At 68.8% G+C, this 17,780-nt stretch carries 17 protein-coding genes; 8 read left to right on the top strand and 9 right to left on the bottom strand.

Going from position 1 to position 17,780, the window contains the following annotated elements; all coding sequences use genetic code 11:
• Nucleotides 1–166: 166 nt before the first annotated feature.
• From nagA to CXY79_RS16790, 4 genes are all read right to left on the bottom strand, one after another.
• Entirely contained in the window at nt 167–1,321 is a 1,155-nt protein-coding gene (gene nagA, locus CXY79_RS01945) for an N-acetylglucosamine-6-phosphate deacetylase (protein WP_233191144.1), read from the bottom strand.
• Between the two features lie 67 nt (nt 1,322–1,388).
• Nucleotides 1,389–2,174 (bottom strand): glucosamine-6-phosphate deaminase, encoded by a 786-nt coding sequence (nagB, locus tag CXY79_RS01940; protein WP_104099480.1) that lies wholly within the window; start codon nt 2,172–2,174, stop codon nt 1,389–1,391.
• Between the two features lie 31 nt (nt 2,175–2,205).
• Nucleotides 2,206–3,450 (bottom strand): PTS transporter subunit EIIC, encoded by a 1,245-nt coding sequence (locus tag CXY79_RS01935; protein WP_104099479.1) that lies wholly within the window; start codon nt 3,448–3,450, stop codon nt 2,206–2,208.
• A gap of 57 nt (nt 3,451–3,507) precedes the next feature.
• The gene (locus tag CXY79_RS16790) at nt 3,508–4,257 is read right to left on the bottom strand and encodes a GntR family transcriptional regulator (RefSeq protein ID WP_304466185.1); all 750 of its coding nucleotides are present in this window, start codon (nt 4,255–4,257) and stop codon (nt 3,508–3,510) included.
• 171 nt (nt 4,258–4,428) lie between these two features.
• Here CXY79_RS16790 and CXY79_RS01925 point away from each other — a divergent pair, with 171 nt between their 5' ends.
• Nucleotides 4,429–4,701, top strand: a complete 273-nt coding sequence (locus tag CXY79_RS01925) for a glucose PTS transporter subunit EIIB (protein ID WP_255408595.1) — start codon at nt 4,429–4,431, stop codon at nt 4,699–4,701.
• Nucleotides 4,698–5,198, top strand: a complete 501-nt coding sequence (locus CXY79_RS01920; protein WP_104099477.1) for a PTS glucose transporter subunit IIA — start codon at nt 4,698–4,700, stop codon at nt 5,196–5,198. Before CXY79_RS01925 ends, CXY79_RS01920 begins: the two co-directional genes overlap by 4 nt.
• On the opposite strand, the gene CXY79_RS15840 is transcribed toward CXY79_RS01920, so the two are convergent.
• A complete protein-coding gene (locus CXY79_RS15840) occupies nt 5,188–5,328 on the bottom strand; it encodes a hypothetical protein (protein ID WP_158250198.1) in 141 nt (46 codons plus the stop codon). The genes CXY79_RS01920 and CXY79_RS15840 overlap by 11 nt on opposite strands.
• A gap of 81 nt (nt 5,329–5,409) precedes the next feature.
• A complete protein-coding gene (locus tag CXY79_RS01915) occupies nt 5,410–6,060 on the bottom strand; it encodes a cob(I)yrinic acid a,c-diamide adenosyltransferase (protein WP_104099476.1) in 651 nt (216 codons plus the stop codon).
• Between the two features lie 137 nt (nt 6,061–6,197).
• Here CXY79_RS01915 and CXY79_RS01910 point away from each other — a divergent pair, with 137 nt between their 5' ends.
• The gene (locus CXY79_RS01910) at nt 6,198–7,907 is read left to right on the top strand and encodes a BCCT family transporter (RefSeq protein WP_104099475.1); all 1,710 of its coding nucleotides are present in this window, start codon (nt 6,198–6,200) and stop codon (nt 7,905–7,907) included.
• 28 nt (nt 7,908–7,935) lie between these two features.
• On the opposite strand, the gene CXY79_RS16305 is transcribed toward CXY79_RS01910, so the two are convergent.
• Together CXY79_RS16305 and CXY79_RS01900 are read right to left on the bottom strand one after the other, a co-directional pair.
• Nucleotides 7,936–9,552 (bottom strand): ADP-ribosylglycohydrolase family protein, encoded by a 1,617-nt coding sequence (locus CXY79_RS16305; RefSeq protein WP_233191143.1) that lies wholly within the window; start codon nt 9,550–9,552, stop codon nt 7,936–7,938.
• A 339-nt stretch (nt 9,553–9,891) separates the two neighbouring features.
• Nucleotides 9,892–11,472 (bottom strand): GGDEF domain-containing protein, encoded by a 1,581-nt coding sequence (locus CXY79_RS01900; RefSeq protein ID WP_134342783.1) that lies wholly within the window; start codon nt 11,470–11,472, stop codon nt 9,892–9,894.
• 338 nt (nt 11,473–11,810) lie between these two features.
• On the opposite strand from CXY79_RS01900, the gene CXY79_RS01890 reads away from it, so the two are divergent.
• The gene (locus CXY79_RS01890; protein WP_104099472.1) at nt 11,811–12,095 is read left to right on the top strand and encodes a glutaredoxin family protein; all 285 of its coding nucleotides are present in this window, start codon (nt 11,811–11,813) and stop codon (nt 12,093–12,095) included.
• Nucleotides 12,096–12,157: 62 nt separating this feature from the next.
• Here CXY79_RS01890 and CXY79_RS16115 read toward each other — a convergent pair whose 3' ends face one another.
• Nucleotides 12,158–13,042 carry a hypothetical protein gene (locus CXY79_RS16115; protein WP_104099471.1) on the bottom strand — a complete coding sequence of 295 codons (885 nt, stop codon included), beginning with the start codon at nt 13,040–13,042 and terminating at the stop codon, nt 12,158–12,160.
• A 185-nt stretch (nt 13,043–13,227) separates the two neighbouring features.
• Here CXY79_RS16115 and CXY79_RS01880 point away from each other — a divergent pair, with 185 nt between their 5' ends.
• From CXY79_RS01880 to CXY79_RS01860, 4 genes are all read left to right on the top strand, one after another.
• On the top strand, nt 13,228–14,274 hold the full coding sequence (locus tag CXY79_RS01880; protein WP_104099470.1) for an RNA polymerase sigma factor RpoD/SigA: 1,047 nt from the start codon (nt 13,228–13,230) through the stop codon (nt 14,272–14,274).
• Nucleotides 14,275–14,748: 474 nt separating this feature from the next.
• Entirely contained in the window at nt 14,749–15,723 is a 975-nt protein-coding gene (locus tag CXY79_RS01870) for a ring-cleaving dioxygenase (protein ID WP_104099468.1), read from the top strand.
• An 8-nt stretch (nt 15,724–15,731) separates the two neighbouring features.
• The gene (locus CXY79_RS01865) at nt 15,732–16,436 is read left to right on the top strand and encodes an alpha/beta hydrolase (RefSeq protein ID WP_104099467.1); all 705 of its coding nucleotides are present in this window, start codon (nt 15,732–15,734) and stop codon (nt 16,434–16,436) included.
• A gap of 7 nt (nt 16,437–16,443) precedes the next feature.
• Nucleotides 16,444–17,724 (top strand): maleylacetate reductase, encoded by a 1,281-nt coding sequence (locus CXY79_RS01860; RefSeq protein WP_233191142.1) that lies wholly within the window; start codon nt 16,444–16,446, stop codon nt 17,722–17,724.
• The last annotated feature ends 56 nt before the right edge of the window (nt 17,725–17,780 follow it).

Below are 17,780 nucleotides of genomic sequence, written 5' to 3'. Positions count from 1 at the left end.
CGGGAGCGAACGGGAGCGAACGGGAGCGAACGGGAGCGAACGGGAGCGAACGGGAGCGAACGGGAGCGAACGGGAGCGAACGGGACCCGGACGAGGACGGGAGAGGGTGGGACCCGGACGGGGGAGGGCGGGCGGGAGCGGGCGCGGCTTTGGAGGGGAGCGGGTGCTACTCCGCGCACCACACCCCGGCCTGCATCGTCGCCGTGACGCATAGGCCCGCGTCGAGCACGATCAGGTCGGCGCGGAGGCCGGCGGCGAGCCGACCGCGGTCGGGGAGGCCGATCATGTCGGCCGGGTTCTGGGTGGCCGCCCGCACCGCGACGGCCAGCGGCACTCCGGCGGTGTGCACGGCGTAGCGCACGGCTTCGCTCAGGGTGAGCACGCTGCCGGCGATCGTGCCGTCGGCCAGGCGCGCCACGCCGTCAGCGACGCTCACGTCCAGGCCTCCGAGCTTGTAGGCGCCGTCGTCCGCGCCGGCGGCGGCCATGGCATCCGTGACGAAGACGGGCCGCGACGGGCTTTCGATGATGAACCGTACGACGGCCGGGTGCAGGTGCACGCCGTCGGCGATGAGCTCGGCGAAGACGTTCGGGTCTTCAAGCAGGGCGAGAGCCGGGCCGGGCTCACGCTGGTGGATCTGCCGCATCGCGTTGAATACGTGCGTGCCGGCCGTGGCCCCCGCCGCGATCGCCTGCCGCGTCAGGTCGTAGTTCGCGTCGGTGTGCCCGATCGCGGCCACGGCCCCGTGGCCCGCGATCTGCGTCACGGCCGCTAGCCCGCCCTCAAGTTCAGGCGCGATGGTGACCATGCGCACGGTGCCTCGTCCCGCCCGCATCAACCGGTCGACGGTCTCAGTATCAGGCTCGCGCAACAAGCTCTCGTCGTGGGCCCCGCGGTGAGCCGGACTCAGCCACGGGCCCTCCAGGTGAATGCCGGCCAGCACTCCCCGTTCGACCAGCCCGGACAGGGCTGCCACAGTGCGCTCGAATTCGTCGAGGGGACCGGTGACGAGACTGGCCATCATCGTGGTCGTGCCGTGGGCCCGGTGGGTCGCGGTGATCCGCGCCACGGCTGCGTCGGTGTCGGCGTCGTTGAAGCTGCTGCCGCCGCCGCCGTGCGTGTGGATGTCGACGTAGCCGGGCGCCAGGGTGCTCTGCTCGAAGACCTGGTCGGGAGGGCGGGGCGGCTCCCCCGCGCCGCAGGCCACAATCAGCCCCGCACGGATGTCTACCCACCCCGGCGTGTGCACCGCATCGGGTGCGATCACGGCCCGGGCAGCGAGGAGCATCGAGTCGACCTGGATGGGTGCGGGCGGGGTCATGAGGGTGTCTCCAGGAGTCAGCGAGTTGCAGGGAACGGGGGTCAGGGTCAAGTCAGGGAGTGCTGCGTCAGATCCCCTGCCAGGCGTGCTTGTTGGCCCAGGCGTACTTGTAGTAGGCGAGGTTCTCGAGCCGGGAGGCGGCGGCCTCGTCGACGATGACCGTCACATGCGGGTGCAGCTGGATGACGGATCCCGGCTTGCTCGACGTGATCGGTCCCTCGACGGCGGCGGCGATGGCATCCGCTTTCTCCTCGCCGAAGGCCAGCAGAATGAGGTGCCGGGCCCGCAGAATGGTGCCCAGACCCTGCGTCATGCAATGGATCGGCACGTCGTCGGGGGATGCGAAGAACCGCGCGTTGTCGACGCGGGTCTTCTCGGCGAGGGTCTTGATTCGCGTGATCGACGCGAACGACGACCCCGGCTCGTTGAACCCGACGTGCCCGGTGCGGCCGATGCCGAGAATCTGCACGTCGATGCCGCCGGCGGCGCGAATGGCTGCCTCGTAGTCGACGCCCGCGGTCTCGATCGTGGCCAGATCGCCGTTCGGCACCTGGATGTTCTCGGGGGTGAGGCCGATCGGCACGACGGCGTCGCGGGTGATCACGGAGCGGTAGCTTTCCGGGTGGTCGGCGGGCAGGCCGACGTATTCGTCCAGTGCGAAGCCGCGCACCCGGGAGACGTCCATCGGGTTCTCCGCCAGGGAGGCGGCGAGCGCCGCATAGACCGAGAGCGGGGTCGAGCCGGTGGCCAGGCCCAGCACCGCGTCGGGCTTCTGGGTGATCAGTGCGCGAATGGATGCCGCCGCGAGCGTTCCCGCCGCGGCCTTACTGTCAACAAAAACTACTTCAGCCATTTTTCGTACTCCAGATTCTGGATTGTGTGGACTAGACCGACGTCGAGGAGGCGGAGTCCGGCGCACTGGCGTCGGGCACCTCGTCGTCGCCGCGGCCGGGGGTCTTCAGATTCCACTTGCGGATCACGAAGCGGAACAAAAAGTAGTAGATCGCGCCATACGCCAATCCGATCGGGATGAGCAGAAGCGGCTTCTCGGCGAGGCCGAAGTTGAGCACGTAATCGAACAGACCCGCGCTGAAGCTGAAACCGTCGCGGATACCCAGTGCGTTCACCAGGGCCATCGACGTTCCAGTGAGGAAGGCGTGGATGACGAAGAGGGGGAACGCCACGAACATGAACGAGAACTCCAGGGGCTCGGTGACGCCGGTGAGCATGGCGGTGAGGGCACCGGAGAGCATGATGCCACCGACGATTTTCTTTTGGGTCGGCTTCGCCTCATGCCAGATGGCCAGGGCTCCAGCGGGCAGGGCGAACATCATGATCGGGAAGAACCCGGTCATGAAGGTTCCGGCGGTGGGGTCGCCGGCGAAGAACCGCGCGATATCGCCGCTGGCGCCGTTGTAGTCGCCGATCACAAACCACACCACGGAGTTGAGGATGTGGTGCAGCCCCACGGGGATGAGCAGCCGGTTGGTGGTGCCGTACAGGAAGCCGCCCCAGATGTCGTTGGAGGTGACGACATCGCCGAAGGCAGTCAATCCGCCGGCGAAGGCCGGGTAGACGAAGCTGAGCAGAACACCGAGTGCGAGCGCCACCACGGCGGTGATGATCGGGACGAAGCGTCGACCACCGAAAAAGGCGAGGTAGCTGGGCAAGGAGATGCGGTGATATTTCTGCCAGAGCACCGCAGAGACGATACCCATCAGGATGCCGCCGAGCACGCTGTAATCGACGAGAACCTGGGGGTCACCCTTGGCCGGCAGTCCCAGTACGAGAGGCGACATCGCCTCACCGACCTTGGAGAAGACGAGATAGCCGACCACGGCCGCGAGGGCGGTCGAGCCGTCGGACTTCTTCGCGAAGCCGATCGCGACGCCGACCGCGAAGAGCAACGGGAGGGCCCCGAACAGTGCCCCGCCCGCCGAGGCGATGACGGCTCCGCCCGTTTCGAAGCCCGGAATGGCGCCGAGCAGGTCAGGCTGACCGATGCGGAGAAGCAGCCCGGCGGCAGGCAACGCCGCGATGGGCAACATAAGGCTGCGGCCGACTCGCTGAGCCTGGCCCAGGCCCGGTATTTTTCGTCGCGTCCCGGCGTCTTCGGTGATGCTGGACATGAATTCCTCCTGTGATGGGTGTGGTGTGTGGGGCCCGGTCTCATGCCGGGCCGGAGATCAGAGCTGGTGCCGGAGATTCAGGGTCATGTGAATCTGGTAGCGATCACCGCGGTACCAGGACGTGACGTACTCGATGGCGGCTGACCCCGCCGACGAGGTGCGCCGGAAGACGATGAGCGGCGCCCCCGCGGTGACGCCCAGCGTCTCCGCGAGTTGGGGACCGGCAGCATCCGCCCAGACCGCCTGCTCGGCGTTGTCGATGCGCAGGCCGTATTCGGTCGCGAACGTCGCGTACAGGGAGCGGGTGAGGTCTTGCTCGCCAAGATTCGGCAGCAGCTCCGCCGGATAGTAGCCGCGTTCGAGGGCCATCGGGGTGCCGCCGGCCAGCCGGAGCCGTTCGACGACCTGCACCCGGGCGCCCGCGCCCAGACCGAGTGCCGCCCGCACATCGAGCGGTGCCTCGATCAGCGCGGTGGCCAGCAGGAGTGTTGCCGGAACAAGGCCGCGGCGGCGCATGTCCTCGGTGAAGGAGGCCAGGTGCAGATCGCTCTGCACGCGCTCGCCCGCCACGAAGGTGCCTTTGCCCTGGATGCGGTAGAGCAGACCCTCCTCGACCAGCTGACGGATGGCCTCCCGCACGGTCGACCGGCTGACGCCGTATTTCGCCATCAGCTTGCGCTCGGGCGGAATCGCGGCGTGTGGAGCCAGGGTCTCCTCGACCAGATCCTGCAGGATCGAGCGCAGCTGCGTTTGCTTGGACACCGGCCCGGCTGCGAGCATTGAACTCTCCTCCTGGGTCTGGCGCATGGCGTTGCCTTTCACTTGTTGATCGGTTCGGTCGGCGTCGAGCCCGAGTGGTGTAGTACCACTTCCGCTGAGTGGTCCGTACTGGTACGATCCAATAGTTAGATCATGAAGGCAGGGCACCCCACTTGTCAACACCGAGTGCGGCCCTGGCCTTCGATCGAATCAAAGTCGATGAGCCCGTCGCAGTGCCCACCACAGAAGGAACAGAAGATGACTAGCAAAGCCGCGCAGATCCTGGCCGCCCTCGGCGGAAAAACCAACATCGTCGAAATCGAGGCGTGCATCACTCGCCTGCGCACCGAGGTGACCGACCCCGCGGCCGTGAACGAGGCGGCGCTCAAGGCCGCCGGAGCGCACGGTGTCTTCCGTTCCGGCACCATTGTGCAAGTCGTCGTGGGCCCCGAAGCCGACAACCTGGCCGAGGACATCGAGGACCTGCTATGAGCCCGGCCGCACCCGTGAGCGCCTCCGTGGTCGCCCCCGTCATCGTCCTTTCCCCTGTGCCCGGCCGCGCTGTGGCGCTCGCCGAGGTGCCCGACCCCACCTTCGCCCAGGCCATCGTGGGCCCGGGCGCCGCGATCGACCCGCCCCGCGGCGTGGTCGACGCCATCGCCCCGATCAGCGGCACGCTGCTCAAGGTATTCCCGCACGCCTACGTGATCGTCTCCCCCGACGGTCTGGGTGTGCTTGTGCATTTGGGTATCGACACCGTCGAACTGCACGGCGAGGGCTTCACCCTGCGCGCACAGCAGGGCGACCACGTCTCTGCCGGCGACATCATCGTCACCTGGGACGTGTCGGCCATCGAGGCCACCGGGCGCAACCCGATCGTGCCCGTGATCATCCTCGAACAGAAGGCGGAGAACATCACGCTGGCGGATGCCGTCACGGCCGGCGCCCAACTCGAGTCCGGCGATGTCTTCCTGACCGTCACCCGCTGAGCGTCCACCGCTGACCGTCGACCGCGGACGCATCCGCCGGGGGATTCATGGTGCTGGTGCTGGTACTGGTACTGGTGCTGGTGCTGGTGCTGGTGCTGGTACTGGTGCTGGTGCTGGTACTCGTGCTCATCGTGCTGCCGCTTGCGGCTTGCCTGCGGCCAGGTCGGAGGTTACGCGGGAGGCCGCGTCGCGAGCTCGGAGAGCAGCACCGTCAGGCGCCGCCGGCACCCGTTTCCGGACGGTCGTCGCCGACCTCTTCCTGCGCCATGGCCCGAGCCGAAGCCTCGGGCACCCACATCACGTCGCCGTGCTCGGCGTTGGCTCCCCGGGCCAGCACGAACATCAGGGACGACAGCCGGTTCAGGTACCGCGCGGTGAGCGGGTCGACGGAGGTCGGGTGCAGGTCGATGGCAACCCACACCGCTCGCTCGGCACGGCGCACGACGCCACGCGCCTGGTAGAGCAGTGCGGCTGCGACCGTTCCGCCGGGGAGCACGAAGCCGCTCAGGTCGGCGGCCTGCTGCGCAAAGTGATCGACGGCACGCTCGAGCCGGACAAGGTGCGACTCGCGGATGCGTGCCGGCGCCGACTCGGGGTCGTCGAGGGGCACGGACAGGTCGGCCACCAAATCGAACAGGTCGTTCTGCACGCTGGCGAGCGTACTGGTCACCTCGATGGGCAGGCCACCGGCAGCCATGGCCAAGCTGACGGCCGCGTTGGCCTCGTCGCAGGCTTCGTAGGCGGCGACACGCACGTCGGTCTTGGCCACGTCGCCGTGCCGGCCGAAGGTGGTGCGGCCGGAATCGCCCTTGCCGGTGTAGAGGGCCGGTTGGGCCGGTGCGAATTCTCCGAGGTCAGCCATAGCGGACACTATAGTAATCGCCGCGCCATCCGCGTAGCGTTTAGGCGAGCCGCAAGCAGTTTTCTTCTCGCACCTCCCGCGGCAGTGACGTGACGGGAACTGTCCGATCGACGGGTGTTCGATCACCGAGGAGCGATATGTCCAAGGATTCAGCAGATGGCATCGAGTCGGAACTCGGGCACGCGGTCAGTGAACCGCACCGAGAGGGCCTGGGCACCATCGACAAAACGGTTTTCGGCGTTTCCGCCGGCATCATCGTGGTGATCTGTCTGGTCGGGGTGATGTTCACCGAGACCGTGGGCGACGTCTCGGCATCCGTTCTCGGCTGGGTAACCGGCAACCTCGGCTGGTTGTTCATTCTCGGGGCGTCGGGCTTCGTCATCTTCTCGTTGGTGCTGGCCTTCGGGAGGTACGGCAGCATTCCGCTCTCCCGCGACGGGCAGAGCACCGAGTTCTCGACAGTCTCCTGGGTTTCCATGATGTTCAGTGCAGGCATGGGGATCGGGCTGATGTTCTTCGGCGTGTACGAGCCGGTCACCCACCTGGCGACGCCGCCGCCGTTCGTCGACGCACCGGCGAACAGCCCGGAGGCTGCCAACGCGGCCATGGCGTACACCTTCTTCCACTGGGGTCTGCATCCGTGGGCGATCTATTCGGTGGTCGGCTTGGCCCTGGCCTACTCCACCTACCGGATGGGCCGCGGCAACCTGATGAGCGCTCCATTCCAGGCCCTGTTCGGCAAGGAACGGATCGAGGGCAAGGGCTGGGGCAAGCCGATCGACATCCTGGCGATCATCTGCACCCAATTCGGTTCGGCGACGTCGCTCGGGCTGGGCGCACTGCAGATCGCGGCCGGTGTCTCACTGCTTCGTTCCGGGCAATTCGAGGAGGAACCCGGAACGGTCGTGCCGATCATCATTATCTGCGTGCTGACCGTGGGGGTCGTGTTCTCCGCGGCGAGCGGGGTGGCGAAAGGCATCAAGTGGTTGAGTAACACCAACATGGTGCTGTCGGCCCTACTCGTCGTGTTCGTCTTTGTGGTCGGCCCGACCGTCTTCATCCTGAATCTGTTGCCGTCGTCGATCGGCGTCTATCTGGCCGATCTCGTACCGATGAGCTTCCACTCGGCGGTGTTCGGCGGCGAGGAGTGGCTGGCGAGCTGGACGATCTTCTACTGGGCGTGGTGGATCTCCTGGACCCCGTTCGTGGGCACCTTCATCGCCCGGATCTCCCGCGGCCGCACCATACGTGAGTTCATTCTCGGCGTGCTTCTGGTGCCGACGGGGGTCAGCATCCTGTGGTTCGTCGTCTTCGGCGGCATGGGATTGAACCTGCAGCTGAACGGTGTCGACATCGCCGGCACCGGCAGTGCGGCGGCCGGCTTCTTCGCGGCGTTGCAGCAGTATCCGTTCTTCATCGGCTCGGCTCTCGTAGTGATGGTGCTCACCGCCGTGTTCTTCGTCAGCGGGGCGGATGCGGGCGCTCTCGTGCTCGGGACGCTGTCGAGTCGCGGTCGTAAGGAGCCCTGGAAGCCGCTGGTGATCCTCTGGGCGATCCTCACCGGCGCCGTCGCTGCGGTTCTGCTGTTCGTGGGCGGGCTGGGTGCCCTGCAGACGTTCACCATCCTGGCGGCGACCCCGTTCGTTCTGATCATCATCGGGCTGTGCGTGTCGCTCTATGTGGATCTGCGTCGTGACCCGTTGCGCCAGCGCACCGTCGGGCCGGTGCGCACCTCCTCGGAGGCGCTGGGCGCGGTCCCGTTCACGAATGCGACCGCGGAGAGCATCGACCTGGGCCTGCAACCGGATGCCGCGTCTCCCCTCGACCCGGATGGCCATCGGCCCTGAGACCGGCTTGTTTTTGCAGGCCGATCGCTCACGCCTCGGACTTGAGTGCCTGCAGGAACGCGGTGTTCGGATGCGCGTGCGGCAGGACATCCGTCACCTCGCGCAGCGCCTGCTCGATCGGGATCCCCCGGTGTCTCGCAGCGTAGAGCGCACCAACCGCGGGCGTGCGACTGACCGCTTGCACGCAGTGCACGAGCACGGTGCGTCCCTCGGCGCGCAGGGCCGCGATGACATCGACGGTGTCCGTGAGCACGAAGTCGAGGTTGGGGTTGGCCTTCTCTGCTGGCTCGTCGATCAGCCAGACCGCAACCTTGTTCTCCGCACGGATGCGGCCGGGAACCTGTGTACGGCCGACCCGGCAGAGCGACACGACGGCGTCGATTTCCACCGGCAGGTCACCCAGGATGCCGATCGCACCGAGCCAGACACCATCGTCGTGCGGGTGCCGCACGAAGGTGGAAATGTCGCCGGAGGTGGAGTAGGGCAGGTGATCGGCGGTAGGCCAGGTGGTGGCGGCACGGTCTTTGCGGGACCGACGGTCGAGTACGGCCACGTCGCGGCGCTTAACTGCACCAGGCTCGTTCCGGTCGGTGCTGGCCCGGTCTCGGCGCTCGGCCAGCACCGGGGACCCCGACACGCTCGACCATCGGGATCGCCCACCGTTCGCGCGGGCGGCCAGCACACCGCGGCGCACCAGTTCGTCGGCGCGCAATCCGCCCGGCCAGCCGTGCACGATGCGGCGCCAGGCGGCCGGCACCGCGGATGCGCCATAGCGCGCCCCGAGCAGCCCGCCGGCGATCGCGGCGACCGTGTCGGTGTCGCGGCCGCCGCGCACGGCGATCTCGAGGGCGTCCTGCAGGTGCCCGGCGGGGGTGGCGGAGACGGTTCCCGCGCCGGAAGCGCCACCCGGCGCGCTCCGTGGCTGAATGATCGCCGACCAGGCCGCCTGCAGCGCCTCCACGACCCAGCCGTTCCGGCTGAAGTCGGAGGGAACGCCGGCCTCGGCCACGACGAAGCGCGCCTCCCAGAGCGCGCGGCGTTCGGCGGGCAGGGCGTCGAGGCCCACCCGAACGTCGAGGGTGCCCTCGAGCACCGCGTGCCGAATGGCCAGGCACCAGAGCACGCAGGCGTCGCCGGCATCCGTTTCATAATGGGTGAGCGTGCTGATCGTGCGGGCGACGCCGGCGAGCGCCACCGGGTCGTCGAGGTAGGCGAGCGCCACGGGCGCCGTGCGCATGAGCGAACCGTTGCCGCCGCTGCGGCCGTGCCGGTCGTGATGGGCACGGGCGACGACGCGCACCGCGGATGCCGTGGGGTCGGTTCGGGAGAGCACCGCGCGCAGCTGGTTGCCCACGTCCGGTGCCGTGCGGGCCCACTCGACCCAGGCAGCCACGATCTCGTCGAGCACGGCCTCGTCGCGGAGGTCTTGACCGGCCGCGATCGCGTTGACGATCGGCACGGCCATGGAGGTGTCGTCGGTCCACTCTCCGGGAGCCCAATCGAACCCGCCGCCGCCCCTCATCGTAACCACGGCGTCGCTCGCGAGCGGCGGGCCGAACTCGTAGCCGGCGCCGAGGGCGTCGCCACAGGCCATGCCCAGCAGAACGCCGGCGGCGCGGTCCAGTTGTGCGGACGTCAGTTTCAAGCGTTTCCCCCGTGCAATCGTGCGATCGTGCAGTCAATGAAGTCGGGCTCCGGCTGGCCCGTTTTCCGGGCCCCCCGAGGCACAAACCCCCACGTCGAGCCTACGGGCGAAACGCCGCATCCGTCGCCGCCGCATTCGAGGGTCAGTGCCGGCCGTGAACCGGGGGGGTCGTTCGTTTCCCCGCCCACGGCCCTGCAGCACCTCCGCCCCTAACGAATTCGACGGAGACTTTGCCCATAAACCCTGTTTTCGGCCTCAACCCGACCCTTTCGGCAAAATCTCCGTCGAATTGGTTCAAGGCCGGGCACGGCGCTCTGAATGGGGGGGGCTCCTCGGGTTCTACGCCGCCGACAGCACCACGGCGGTAACCATCTGGTCCCGGCCGGAATCCTTGGCCTGGTAGAGGGCCGCGTCGGCGCGCGCGAGCCAGTCCGCCACGGTCTCGCCCGGGGAGAGTTCGGCCAGGCCGACGCTCACAGTGCAGGCCAGATCGGGCGCCAGGGCACCCCAGTGGTAGCCGCGAACGGAGGCCAGCAGGCGCTCGCACGCCTGCTCGGCACACTCCAGGGTGGTGTCCGCGAAAACGAGCAAGAACTCCTCGCCGCCCACGCGCACGGCCATATCACTGTCCCGGGTGACGGCGCGCAACAGGGTGGCCATGGCGTTCAGCACCTCGTCGCCGGTGGCGTGCCCGTGCTCGTCGTTGACCCGCTTGAAGTGGTCCATGTCGATCATGGCCACGCAGATCGGTTGCCGGGTGTCACGGGAGCGGCCCATCAGGGGCGGCAGCTGGCGGTCGAGCGCCCGGCGATTGGGCAGTCGGGTCAGCGGGTCGGTGTTCGCCTGGTGGTCCAGATCGTCGGCACGGATGCGCAGCCGTGCCGCATCGAGCTGCGACCGCTCCGCCTCGTGGCGGGCCTGCTCGATCCCCAGGGTGTTGATCAGCATCTGGGACTGGATGCCGGCCGTCTCGGTCGTGCGTTTCAGGATCAGGGCGTGCAGCTTCTCGAAGTGCCCGAGCGCCTGCTCGAACCGGCCGGACTCCTTGTGCATCTCGAACAAGGCCTGCTGCAGCTTGATGTGCAGAGCCGGATCGTCGTCGAGGGCGGCGACCAGCAGCTGGGCGTTCATCATCGCGGTTGCCCCATCGAGGTCACCCTCGGCCCTGGCCACCTCGGCCAACTGCGCGTCGTTGTTCTCCTCGAGACTGCGGAACCCGTGCGCCTTCGCCAGACGGCGGGCCCGGCCGGCCTGCTCGCGGGCCTCTTCGTGCTCGCCGAGTTCGATCAGGATGCTGACCAGGTTGGTGCGGGCGATGCTCTCGTAGAAGTTGTGCCGTTGGGCGTGGGCCACGGCCACGGCCTCCCGCACGAGCAGGAGGGCCTGCTTCAGGCCCATCTCCACGTTCATGCCCTGGGCGCTCTGCCTCTGAGCCTGGATCAGGCAGGTGTCACCGAGGTTGTTGAGACCCACGAACCGCGCCTCGGGGTCGTCGATCGTGCGCGTGAGGCCCAGCGCCTGCCGCCCCAGTTCGAGCGCCCGTTCGGACTCGCCCATGCCCTCGTGCACCATCGACGAACGGCTGAGCGCCCAGAATTCGGCCAGGGCGCTGCCACTGCCGCGGGCCGTCTCCACTGCCGCGAGCACGTGGCGCAGCGCCGGTTCGTAGAGCCCCGTGTCGCTGTAGGCCAGCACCAGGGTGCAGTGCACCTTGGACTGCCGCAGCAGATCGCCGGTGCCGTCCAGGAACTCCAGCGCCAACAGTCCCTGCTGAACGGATGCCTCATAGTCGCCCAGTCGCAGCCGATGCAGCGCCAGCAGTTCACGGGCCTGCGCCTGCTGCAGCAGCGTCGCGCCGGCCCGGGCCAGCACCGCCTCGGCCTGCCCGACACCGTCGAGATGGCTCCCGCTCGCGCTCAATCGCTCGCAGTCGGCGAGGAGGTCGTCGATCGAGGATTCTGGCGCTGGTTCTGGCGCTGGTTCTGGCGCCGGATCTGGCGCTGGTTCTGGCGCCTGCACTGCGTGAGGCGCTGCTGGTCGTGGCAGGTCGATGGCCGGTTGTCCCCCTGAGTCTTGTGCGGCATCCTGGTCTGAATGCATGTTCAGTCCCCCAACTGTTCGTGCTCAGACTGAACCTAGCAGTCGGCCTGCCTCAAAAACCCGGTTCTCGAGGGCATCGACGATGGCCCTCTGCCCCAAAACGAGGCGCACGCACGCCGACCCGCGGGGCACTCAGGGTGCCGACCTAGGATGAGCTCATGACCGACCTCGCCGCTCCCCCTGCTTCCAACGCCCAGCGCCTGACCATGTTCGGGGCGGAGTGGTGCGGCGACTGCCGCCGCTCGAAGAAACTGCTCGATACGCTGAACGTCGACTACGACTACGTCGACCTCCTGCTCGTGGGGGACGGCGCCGACCGTGCCCACGCGATCAGCGGCCGCACCCAGATCCCGGTGATCCTGTTCCCGGACGGCACCCACGTGGTGGAGCCCAGCGATTCGACTCTGCACGCGAAGTTGACCCAGCTCGGCAGCATCCGCTAACCGGCTCGCTCGCCCTCTCCGCAGCGGAGGCCAGCTCGCCTGCCCGAGTGCCCGCGCCCGATTCAGGGGAAGTAGTCGGCGAGCACGCGCGCGGTCACGAGCGCGAGCTTGCGGTCGAGCCGCTCATACAGGGGCATCAGTGCCGTGGCGCCCGAGGTCGTGTGCACCACCCCGGCAGAGTCGAAGATCGCGATCGGCTCAAGGTCGCGCAGCAGCGCCCAGAACGGCTGGTAGAAGTACACGCTGCGACCGCCCGCCTCGAACTCATCGAGGGTCATCGCGACATACTCCGCCCGCGCCCGAACGGTGGAGGGAAAGTCGCGGAAGAACTCGCATCCGGGGTTTTCTGGATCTTCGTCGTGCAGCATGGGCGCCGGAACCGCGTACCACTCGTACCGGTCGTTGGTCGCGGTGGCCAGCGCGCTGGCGATCACCCGGTAGGTCAGCGCCCGGGCGGACGTGGCCGGTGTGGTCTTCGGGATGCCGAGTCCGGTCGCCACCTCGATACGCTTGACGATCGTGTGCGGGTTGAGCGTGGCCAGCATCTGGATCCAGCTGATTTTCTGCACCACCCCGTTGACCAGGAATTTGCAGCCGCCCTCGAGGTCCCACTGCACGCTCATGCCGTCCTGCTCGTCATGCACGATCAGGAGGCGGTCGGCCTCGTCGACCTCCACCCCGGAGATGCGGAGATGCGGATGCCGCCGCACCAGTTCGCTCGCGATCCACCACATCTGGGCGGTGAGGAAGCGGTCCGCCGGCGGGTGGTAGACCTCGTAGCGGTCGACCTCGCTCTCGCTGACGCCGCCACTGTCGCCGCTATCACCACCGCTGTCGCCACCGCTATCACCGCTGTCGCCGCTGTCGTCACCGCTGCCGCCGCCGCTGTCGCCGTCACGGCCGGGCAGAAAATTCTCGCCGGAATCGTTTGACTCTGCATCACTCATAGTCGCGTCCCTCCACTCGATGCGGCTCTGCCCGCTCATCATCGTCGATCCGGGCCCCGAGCGAAACTCCCCGTTCGAGGTCGGTCGGCGCACGGGGTTCCTGCACAGCCGGACCCGTGCGGTGATTCTGCACACGCTGCGTCGGCCCCGAGGTCCCGACCCCGGCCCGCGCCTACGGTACCGGCATGACCATCGCCGCGAGCCGCTCCCGTTCCCGTCACCGCTTCTCCGCCGATTCCGTGGGCGCCTACCTGCACGAGATCGGCCGTGTGCCGCTCCTGACCAAGACGGATGAGATCGAGCTCGCCCAGCGCATCGAGGTCGGGCTGCTCGCAGCGGAGAGACTCTCACGGCTTTGGCCGGGTGCTTCCGGAGAGGGGGCCGCCGACCTCGGAGAGGAGCTCCGCTGGCTCGCGGCCGACGGCGGGCGGGCCATGAATCACCTGATCTGCGCGAATCTCCGGCTGGTGGTGTCCGTGGCCCGGCACTTTACCGGCCGCGGGCTCGACCTCCTCGACCTGATCCAGGAAGGCAATCTCGGCCTGATCCGGGCGGCCCCGCGTTTCGACCACACCCGCGGTTTCAAGTTCTCGACCTATGCCACCTGGTGGATCCGCCAGAGCATTCAACGCGCGCTGGCCGACCAGGCCCGAACCATCCGTCTCCCGGCCTACCAGGTTGAGGCGCTCACCGCCCTCAACCAGGTGCAGCACCGGCTGCGGCAGCAGTTCGGCCGCGACGGCACCATCGCGGAACTCGGCCAGGCCAGCGGGCTCACCACGCAACAGATCCTGACGCTGCGGAACCGCACCGGCCAGCCGCGGTCGATCGACGCCCCGGTCTGGGCCGACCTCGGCAGCGGCCTCGAGAACGTGCCCTTCGGCGACACCATTGCGGATGTCGCGGCGCTCGACCCGTGCGACGCCGCCGGCCGCATCCTCCTGCTGGAGCGCCTCGCCTGCCACCTCTCCCTCCTGCCCGACCGCGAAGCCAGCGTCCTGAGCATGCGGTACGGCCTTGGCGGCGACATCCCGAAGCCCCGGCGGGAGATCGGAGCGCACTTCGGTGTGTCCTACGACCGGGTGCGGCAGATCGAGCTGCAGGCCCTGGCCCGGCTGCGGTCTCCGTTGGCCTCCGGGCGGGTTCCCGGGGCGCGGGTCAGCGCCAGCGCGGAGACGGCGGAACGGGGCGGCGGCAGAATCGCGGCAGCATCCGTTTCTCGAAGTGCTTGACGGCGAATCCTCCGCGAGCGTAGCTTCAAACTGTTGCCCCGGACCCCGGCGACCGCACCGGAAAAGCCGACTGAGGGGGTTCGATGTTTGGGAACGCGGGTGCACAACCGCCGAAGGATGTCGACGGCCGGGATTTGATCTCCGAGGCGTCGTGCTCGGTTCCGCCGGGGCTGGCGTGTCCCGCTGAGAGCAGCATCTCCCTGGCGAACGACGATTCGGTCGGGAACTGGCTCGAGGACTTGCCGGAGCGTTCCTGGGATGTCGGCCCGGGAGAGTAGTCCCGTCGGCCCGGCCCGAGGCGGCCCGAGCGGCGCATTCGCCCTCGCGCGGGAGCTGCACGTGCCTGGGAATGAATCCACAGAAACATGTGTTTGCATAGAAGTCGGCATCACGCCGGACTGCGCAGCTCAGAAAGCGCATGCCAGACTCGACGCCAACAGCACACCGACCAGCTTCCCGCCAGAAAGGGACCCCGTGACTCCGCACACCTCCGGACTGCACCACGTCACCGCGATTGCCGGTGCACCGCAGCGCAACATCGACTTCTACGTGACCGGCCTCGGCCTGCGGCTCGTAAAGAAAACGGTCAACTTCGACGACCCCGGCACCTACCACCTCTATTACGGGGATGACGCGGGCCGCCCGGGTTCGCTGCTCACCTTCTTCCCCTGGACGGGCATCTCCAGCGGGCGCCCCGGCTCGGGCCAGTCCACGTCCACCGCTTTCTCGGTGCCGGCCGGCAGCCTCGGCTGGTGGGCCGGCCACTTCAGGCAACTCGGCGTCGAATCCGAATTCGTGCGCCGCTCCGCAGACGAGGAACGCCTCTCCCTGCGTGACCCCGACGGCCTGCAGCTGGACCTCGTGGCCTCGTCGACGGTTGATCCGCGCAATCCGTGGGACTCGGCATCCGTGCCCGCCGAGTACGCGGTGCGCGGCCAGCATTCCTCGGTGCTCACCGTCGCCGACCCGACCGGCACCGTCGAGGTGCTCACCCGCGACCTCGGCATGCACGTGATCGAGGAGACAACCGACCGCATCCGGGTGGGTGCCGGCGACGGAGCCCCCGGCAACATCGTGGACATCCTCGCCGACCCGAACGGGCAGGTCGGCCTGACCGCCGGCGGCAGCGTGCACCACATCGCGTTCCGGGTGCCGGACAAGACCACGCAGGAGCAGTGGCGCCAGGAACTCGTCGCGCGCGGCTACGGCGTGACGGCGATCCTCGACCGGCAGTACTTCACGTCGATCTATTTTCGCGAGCCCGGCGGCGTCTTGTTCGAGATCGCGACGGACACCCCCGGCTTCGACATCGACGAGCCACTGCTGGAACTGGGCCGCTCGCTCAAGCTGCCGCCGTGGCTCGAGCCCAGCCGGGACCAGATCGAGCGCGCCGTCGTTCCGATCACCCTGCCGAGCGAGAACAACCCGGCCCTCGTCGCGGAGAAGTAGGACCCTCGATGACCGAGCAACGCGACTCCCCACAGACCGATCTCGACTGGGTGCACGTTTTCCGGGCGGGTTCGCCGACGGCATCCGGCGACTCGGGCCCGCCCGGCTCAGACCCCACGGATGTCTCCGCCCCCGTGCTGTTGATGCTGCATGGCACCGGCGGCGATGAGCAGGAGATCCTCACCCTTGCCGACGCGCTCGACCCCGGCGCGACCGTGCTCGCCCCGCGCGGTCGCGTCACCGAGGGCGGCATGCTGCGCTGGTTCCGCCGCCTCTCCGAGGGCGTGTTCGATGTCGAGGACGTGGTGCTGCGGGCCGGCGAACTGGCGGGTTTCATCGCCCAAGCCCGGCAGCACTACGACCTCGACGGGCGCCGCATTATCGCCGTGGGCTTCTCCAACGGGGCCAACATCGCCCTGGCCACGGCCCTGCTGCACCCCGACGTTCTCGACCGGGTCGTCGCGTTCTCCGGCATGTTCCCGCTCGACGATCGCGCGCTCGCCACGGACCTCGCCGACACGACGGTGCTGATGCTCAACGGACGCTCCGACTTGATGGCCCCGCTCGCGAGCGCCGACCGGGCCGTCGCCACCCTCATCGGGCGCGGCGCCCAGGTCGACCGCGAGCTGCGCGATGGCGGTCACGGCATCGCCGCCACGGATGTCGCCGCCGCCCGAGCTTGGCTGGCCCGCCCCATGCAGACGCGCGCGTAGGCGTGCCGTGAGGGAGCAGCCCGTCGAGCCGGACCTCGATTTCGAGTATCGAACGCAGCGACAGCGCGTGCTCTTCGGCACCGGGCGGGCCGGCGAGCTGCTCGGCGAGGTGCTCGGCAAGGTGCTCGGCGAGCAGCCGGCCACGGGGCAGGCCGGCGGCACCGGCACCAGCACGGCGAGCGTAATCGCTACGGCGGGCACCTTGGGCGCCAGCGGCACCCCCGGCGCCCCGCGCGTGATGATGATCGCGACCCGGCGGGAACTGGAGCGGTCCGCGGCGGTGCTCGCCGGCATCCGTTCGGTGCTGGTGTTCGATGAGGTCGTGCAGCACGTTCCGGCGGAGTCGGCCGAGCGCGCCCATCGGGCGGCCCAGGCGGCTCGCGTCGACGTGATCGTTGCCCTCGGCGGCGGGTCGGCGATCGGGTTGGCCAAGATTCTCGCGTTGCGCAGCGAGCGGACCGGCGGACTGCCGATCGTGGCGGTGCCCACCACCTATTCCGGTTCGGAGGCCACCGCGGTCTGGGGGCTGGTCGAAAACGGGGTGAAGACCACCGGGTTCGATCTGAGGGTCCTGCCCGGCACCGTGATCTACGACGCCGACCTCACGCTGTCCCTCCCTCGCGAGCTGAGCGTGTCCAGCGCGCTGAACGCCCTCGCCCACGGCGTCGACGCCCTCTGGGCCCCGGGCGCGAACCCGGTCAGCGCGCTGCTCGCCGCTGAGGGAATCCGGATGCTGGCCCACGCCCTACCGCGAATCGCCGTGGCTCCCGGGGTCGGCCCGCACACCGCGGAGGCGGCCGGCTCGGACACATCGGGGAGCGATCCGGTTCTGGGGGGCGGCGGCATCCACGGAGCCCTGGCCGCCCGGAAGGATGCCCTCTATGGCGCGTATCTGTCGGCGAGCGCGTTCTCCAGCGCCGGTTCGGGCCTGCATCACACGATCTGTCACGTGCTGGGCGGGACTTTTGGGCTGCCGCACGCGCAGACGCACGCCATCGTGCTGCCGCATGTGGTCGCCCTCAACGCGCCCGCCGCCACCGAGGCCGAGGCGCGGATAGCCGCCGCCCTGGGCTCGCGCACCGCCGTCGAAGGGTTGCTCGCCCTGCGGGACAGCCTGCACGCACCGACTGCCCTGCGGGACTTCGGGTTTCAGGAGTCGGACATCGCCCGGGCCGTGGCACTGATCCTGCCGGCCGTTCCCGCGTCGAACCCGCGCGCGGTCACCCCCGACGACCTGACTCTGCTGCTGCGGAATGCCTGGTCCGGCGCCGCCCCGGGCGGGCGCTAGCCGCTGGGCGGGCGGCGCGGCCGGGCGGGCGGCGCGGGCGGGCGGTGCGGGCCGTC

This window comes from Cryobacterium sp. M96, from assembly GCF_002929845.1.
Taxonomy (GTDB): Bacteria; Actinomycetota; Actinomycetes; order Actinomycetales; family Microbacteriaceae; genus Cryobacterium; species Cryobacterium sandaracinum.
This window is presented reverse-complemented; position numbering and strand designations above follow the sequence as displayed.

Excerpts from the sequence above, each read along its gene's own strand:
- CXY79_RS01910 (WP_104099475.1), top strand. The coding sequence starts at position 6,198 with ATGTCCAAGGATTCAGCAGATGGCATCGAGTCGGAACTCGGGCACGCG.
- CXY79_RS15840 (WP_158250198.1), bottom strand. The coding sequence starts at position 5,328 with ATGAGCACGAGTACCAGCACCAGCACCAGTACCAGCACCAGCACCAGC.
- CXY79_RS01935 (WP_104099479.1), bottom strand. The coding sequence starts at position 3,450 with ATGTCCAGCATCACCGAAGACGCCGGGACGCGACGAAAAATACCGGGC.
- CXY79_RS01925 (WP_255408595.1), top strand. The coding sequence starts at position 4,429 with ATGAGCCCGTCGCAGTGCCCACCACAGAAGGAACAGAAGATGACTAGC.
- nagA (WP_233191144.1), bottom strand. The coding sequence starts at position 1,321 with ATGACCCCGCCCGCACCCATCCAGGTCGACTCGATGCTCCTCGCTGCC.
- CXY79_RS16790 (WP_304466185.1), bottom strand. The coding sequence starts at position 4,257 with ATGCGCCAGACCCAGGAGGAGAGTTCAATGCTCGCAGCCGGGCCGGTG.
- CXY79_RS01890 (WP_104099472.1), top strand. The coding sequence starts at position 11,811 with ATGACCGACCTCGCCGCTCCCCCTGCTTCCAACGCCCAGCGCCTGACC.
- CXY79_RS01865 (WP_104099467.1), top strand. The coding sequence starts at position 15,732 with ATGACCGAGCAACGCGACTCCCCACAGACCGATCTCGACTGGGTGCAC.
- CXY79_RS01920 (WP_104099477.1), top strand. The coding sequence starts at position 4,698 with ATGAGCCCGGCCGCACCCGTGAGCGCCTCCGTGGTCGCCCCCGTCATC.
- nagB (WP_104099480.1), bottom strand. The coding sequence starts at position 2,174 with ATGGCTGAAGTAGTTTTTGTTGACAGTAAGGCCGCGGCGGGAACGCTC.
- CXY79_RS01915 (WP_104099476.1), bottom strand. The coding sequence starts at position 6,060 with ATGGCTGACCTCGGAGAATTCGCACCGGCCCAACCGGCCCTCTACACC.
- CXY79_RS01880 (WP_104099470.1), top strand. The coding sequence starts at position 13,228 with ATGACCATCGCCGCGAGCCGCTCCCGTTCCCGTCACCGCTTCTCCGCC.
- CXY79_RS16115 (WP_104099471.1), bottom strand. The coding sequence starts at position 13,042 with ATGAGTGATGCAGAGTCAAACGATTCCGGCGAGAATTTTCTGCCCGGC.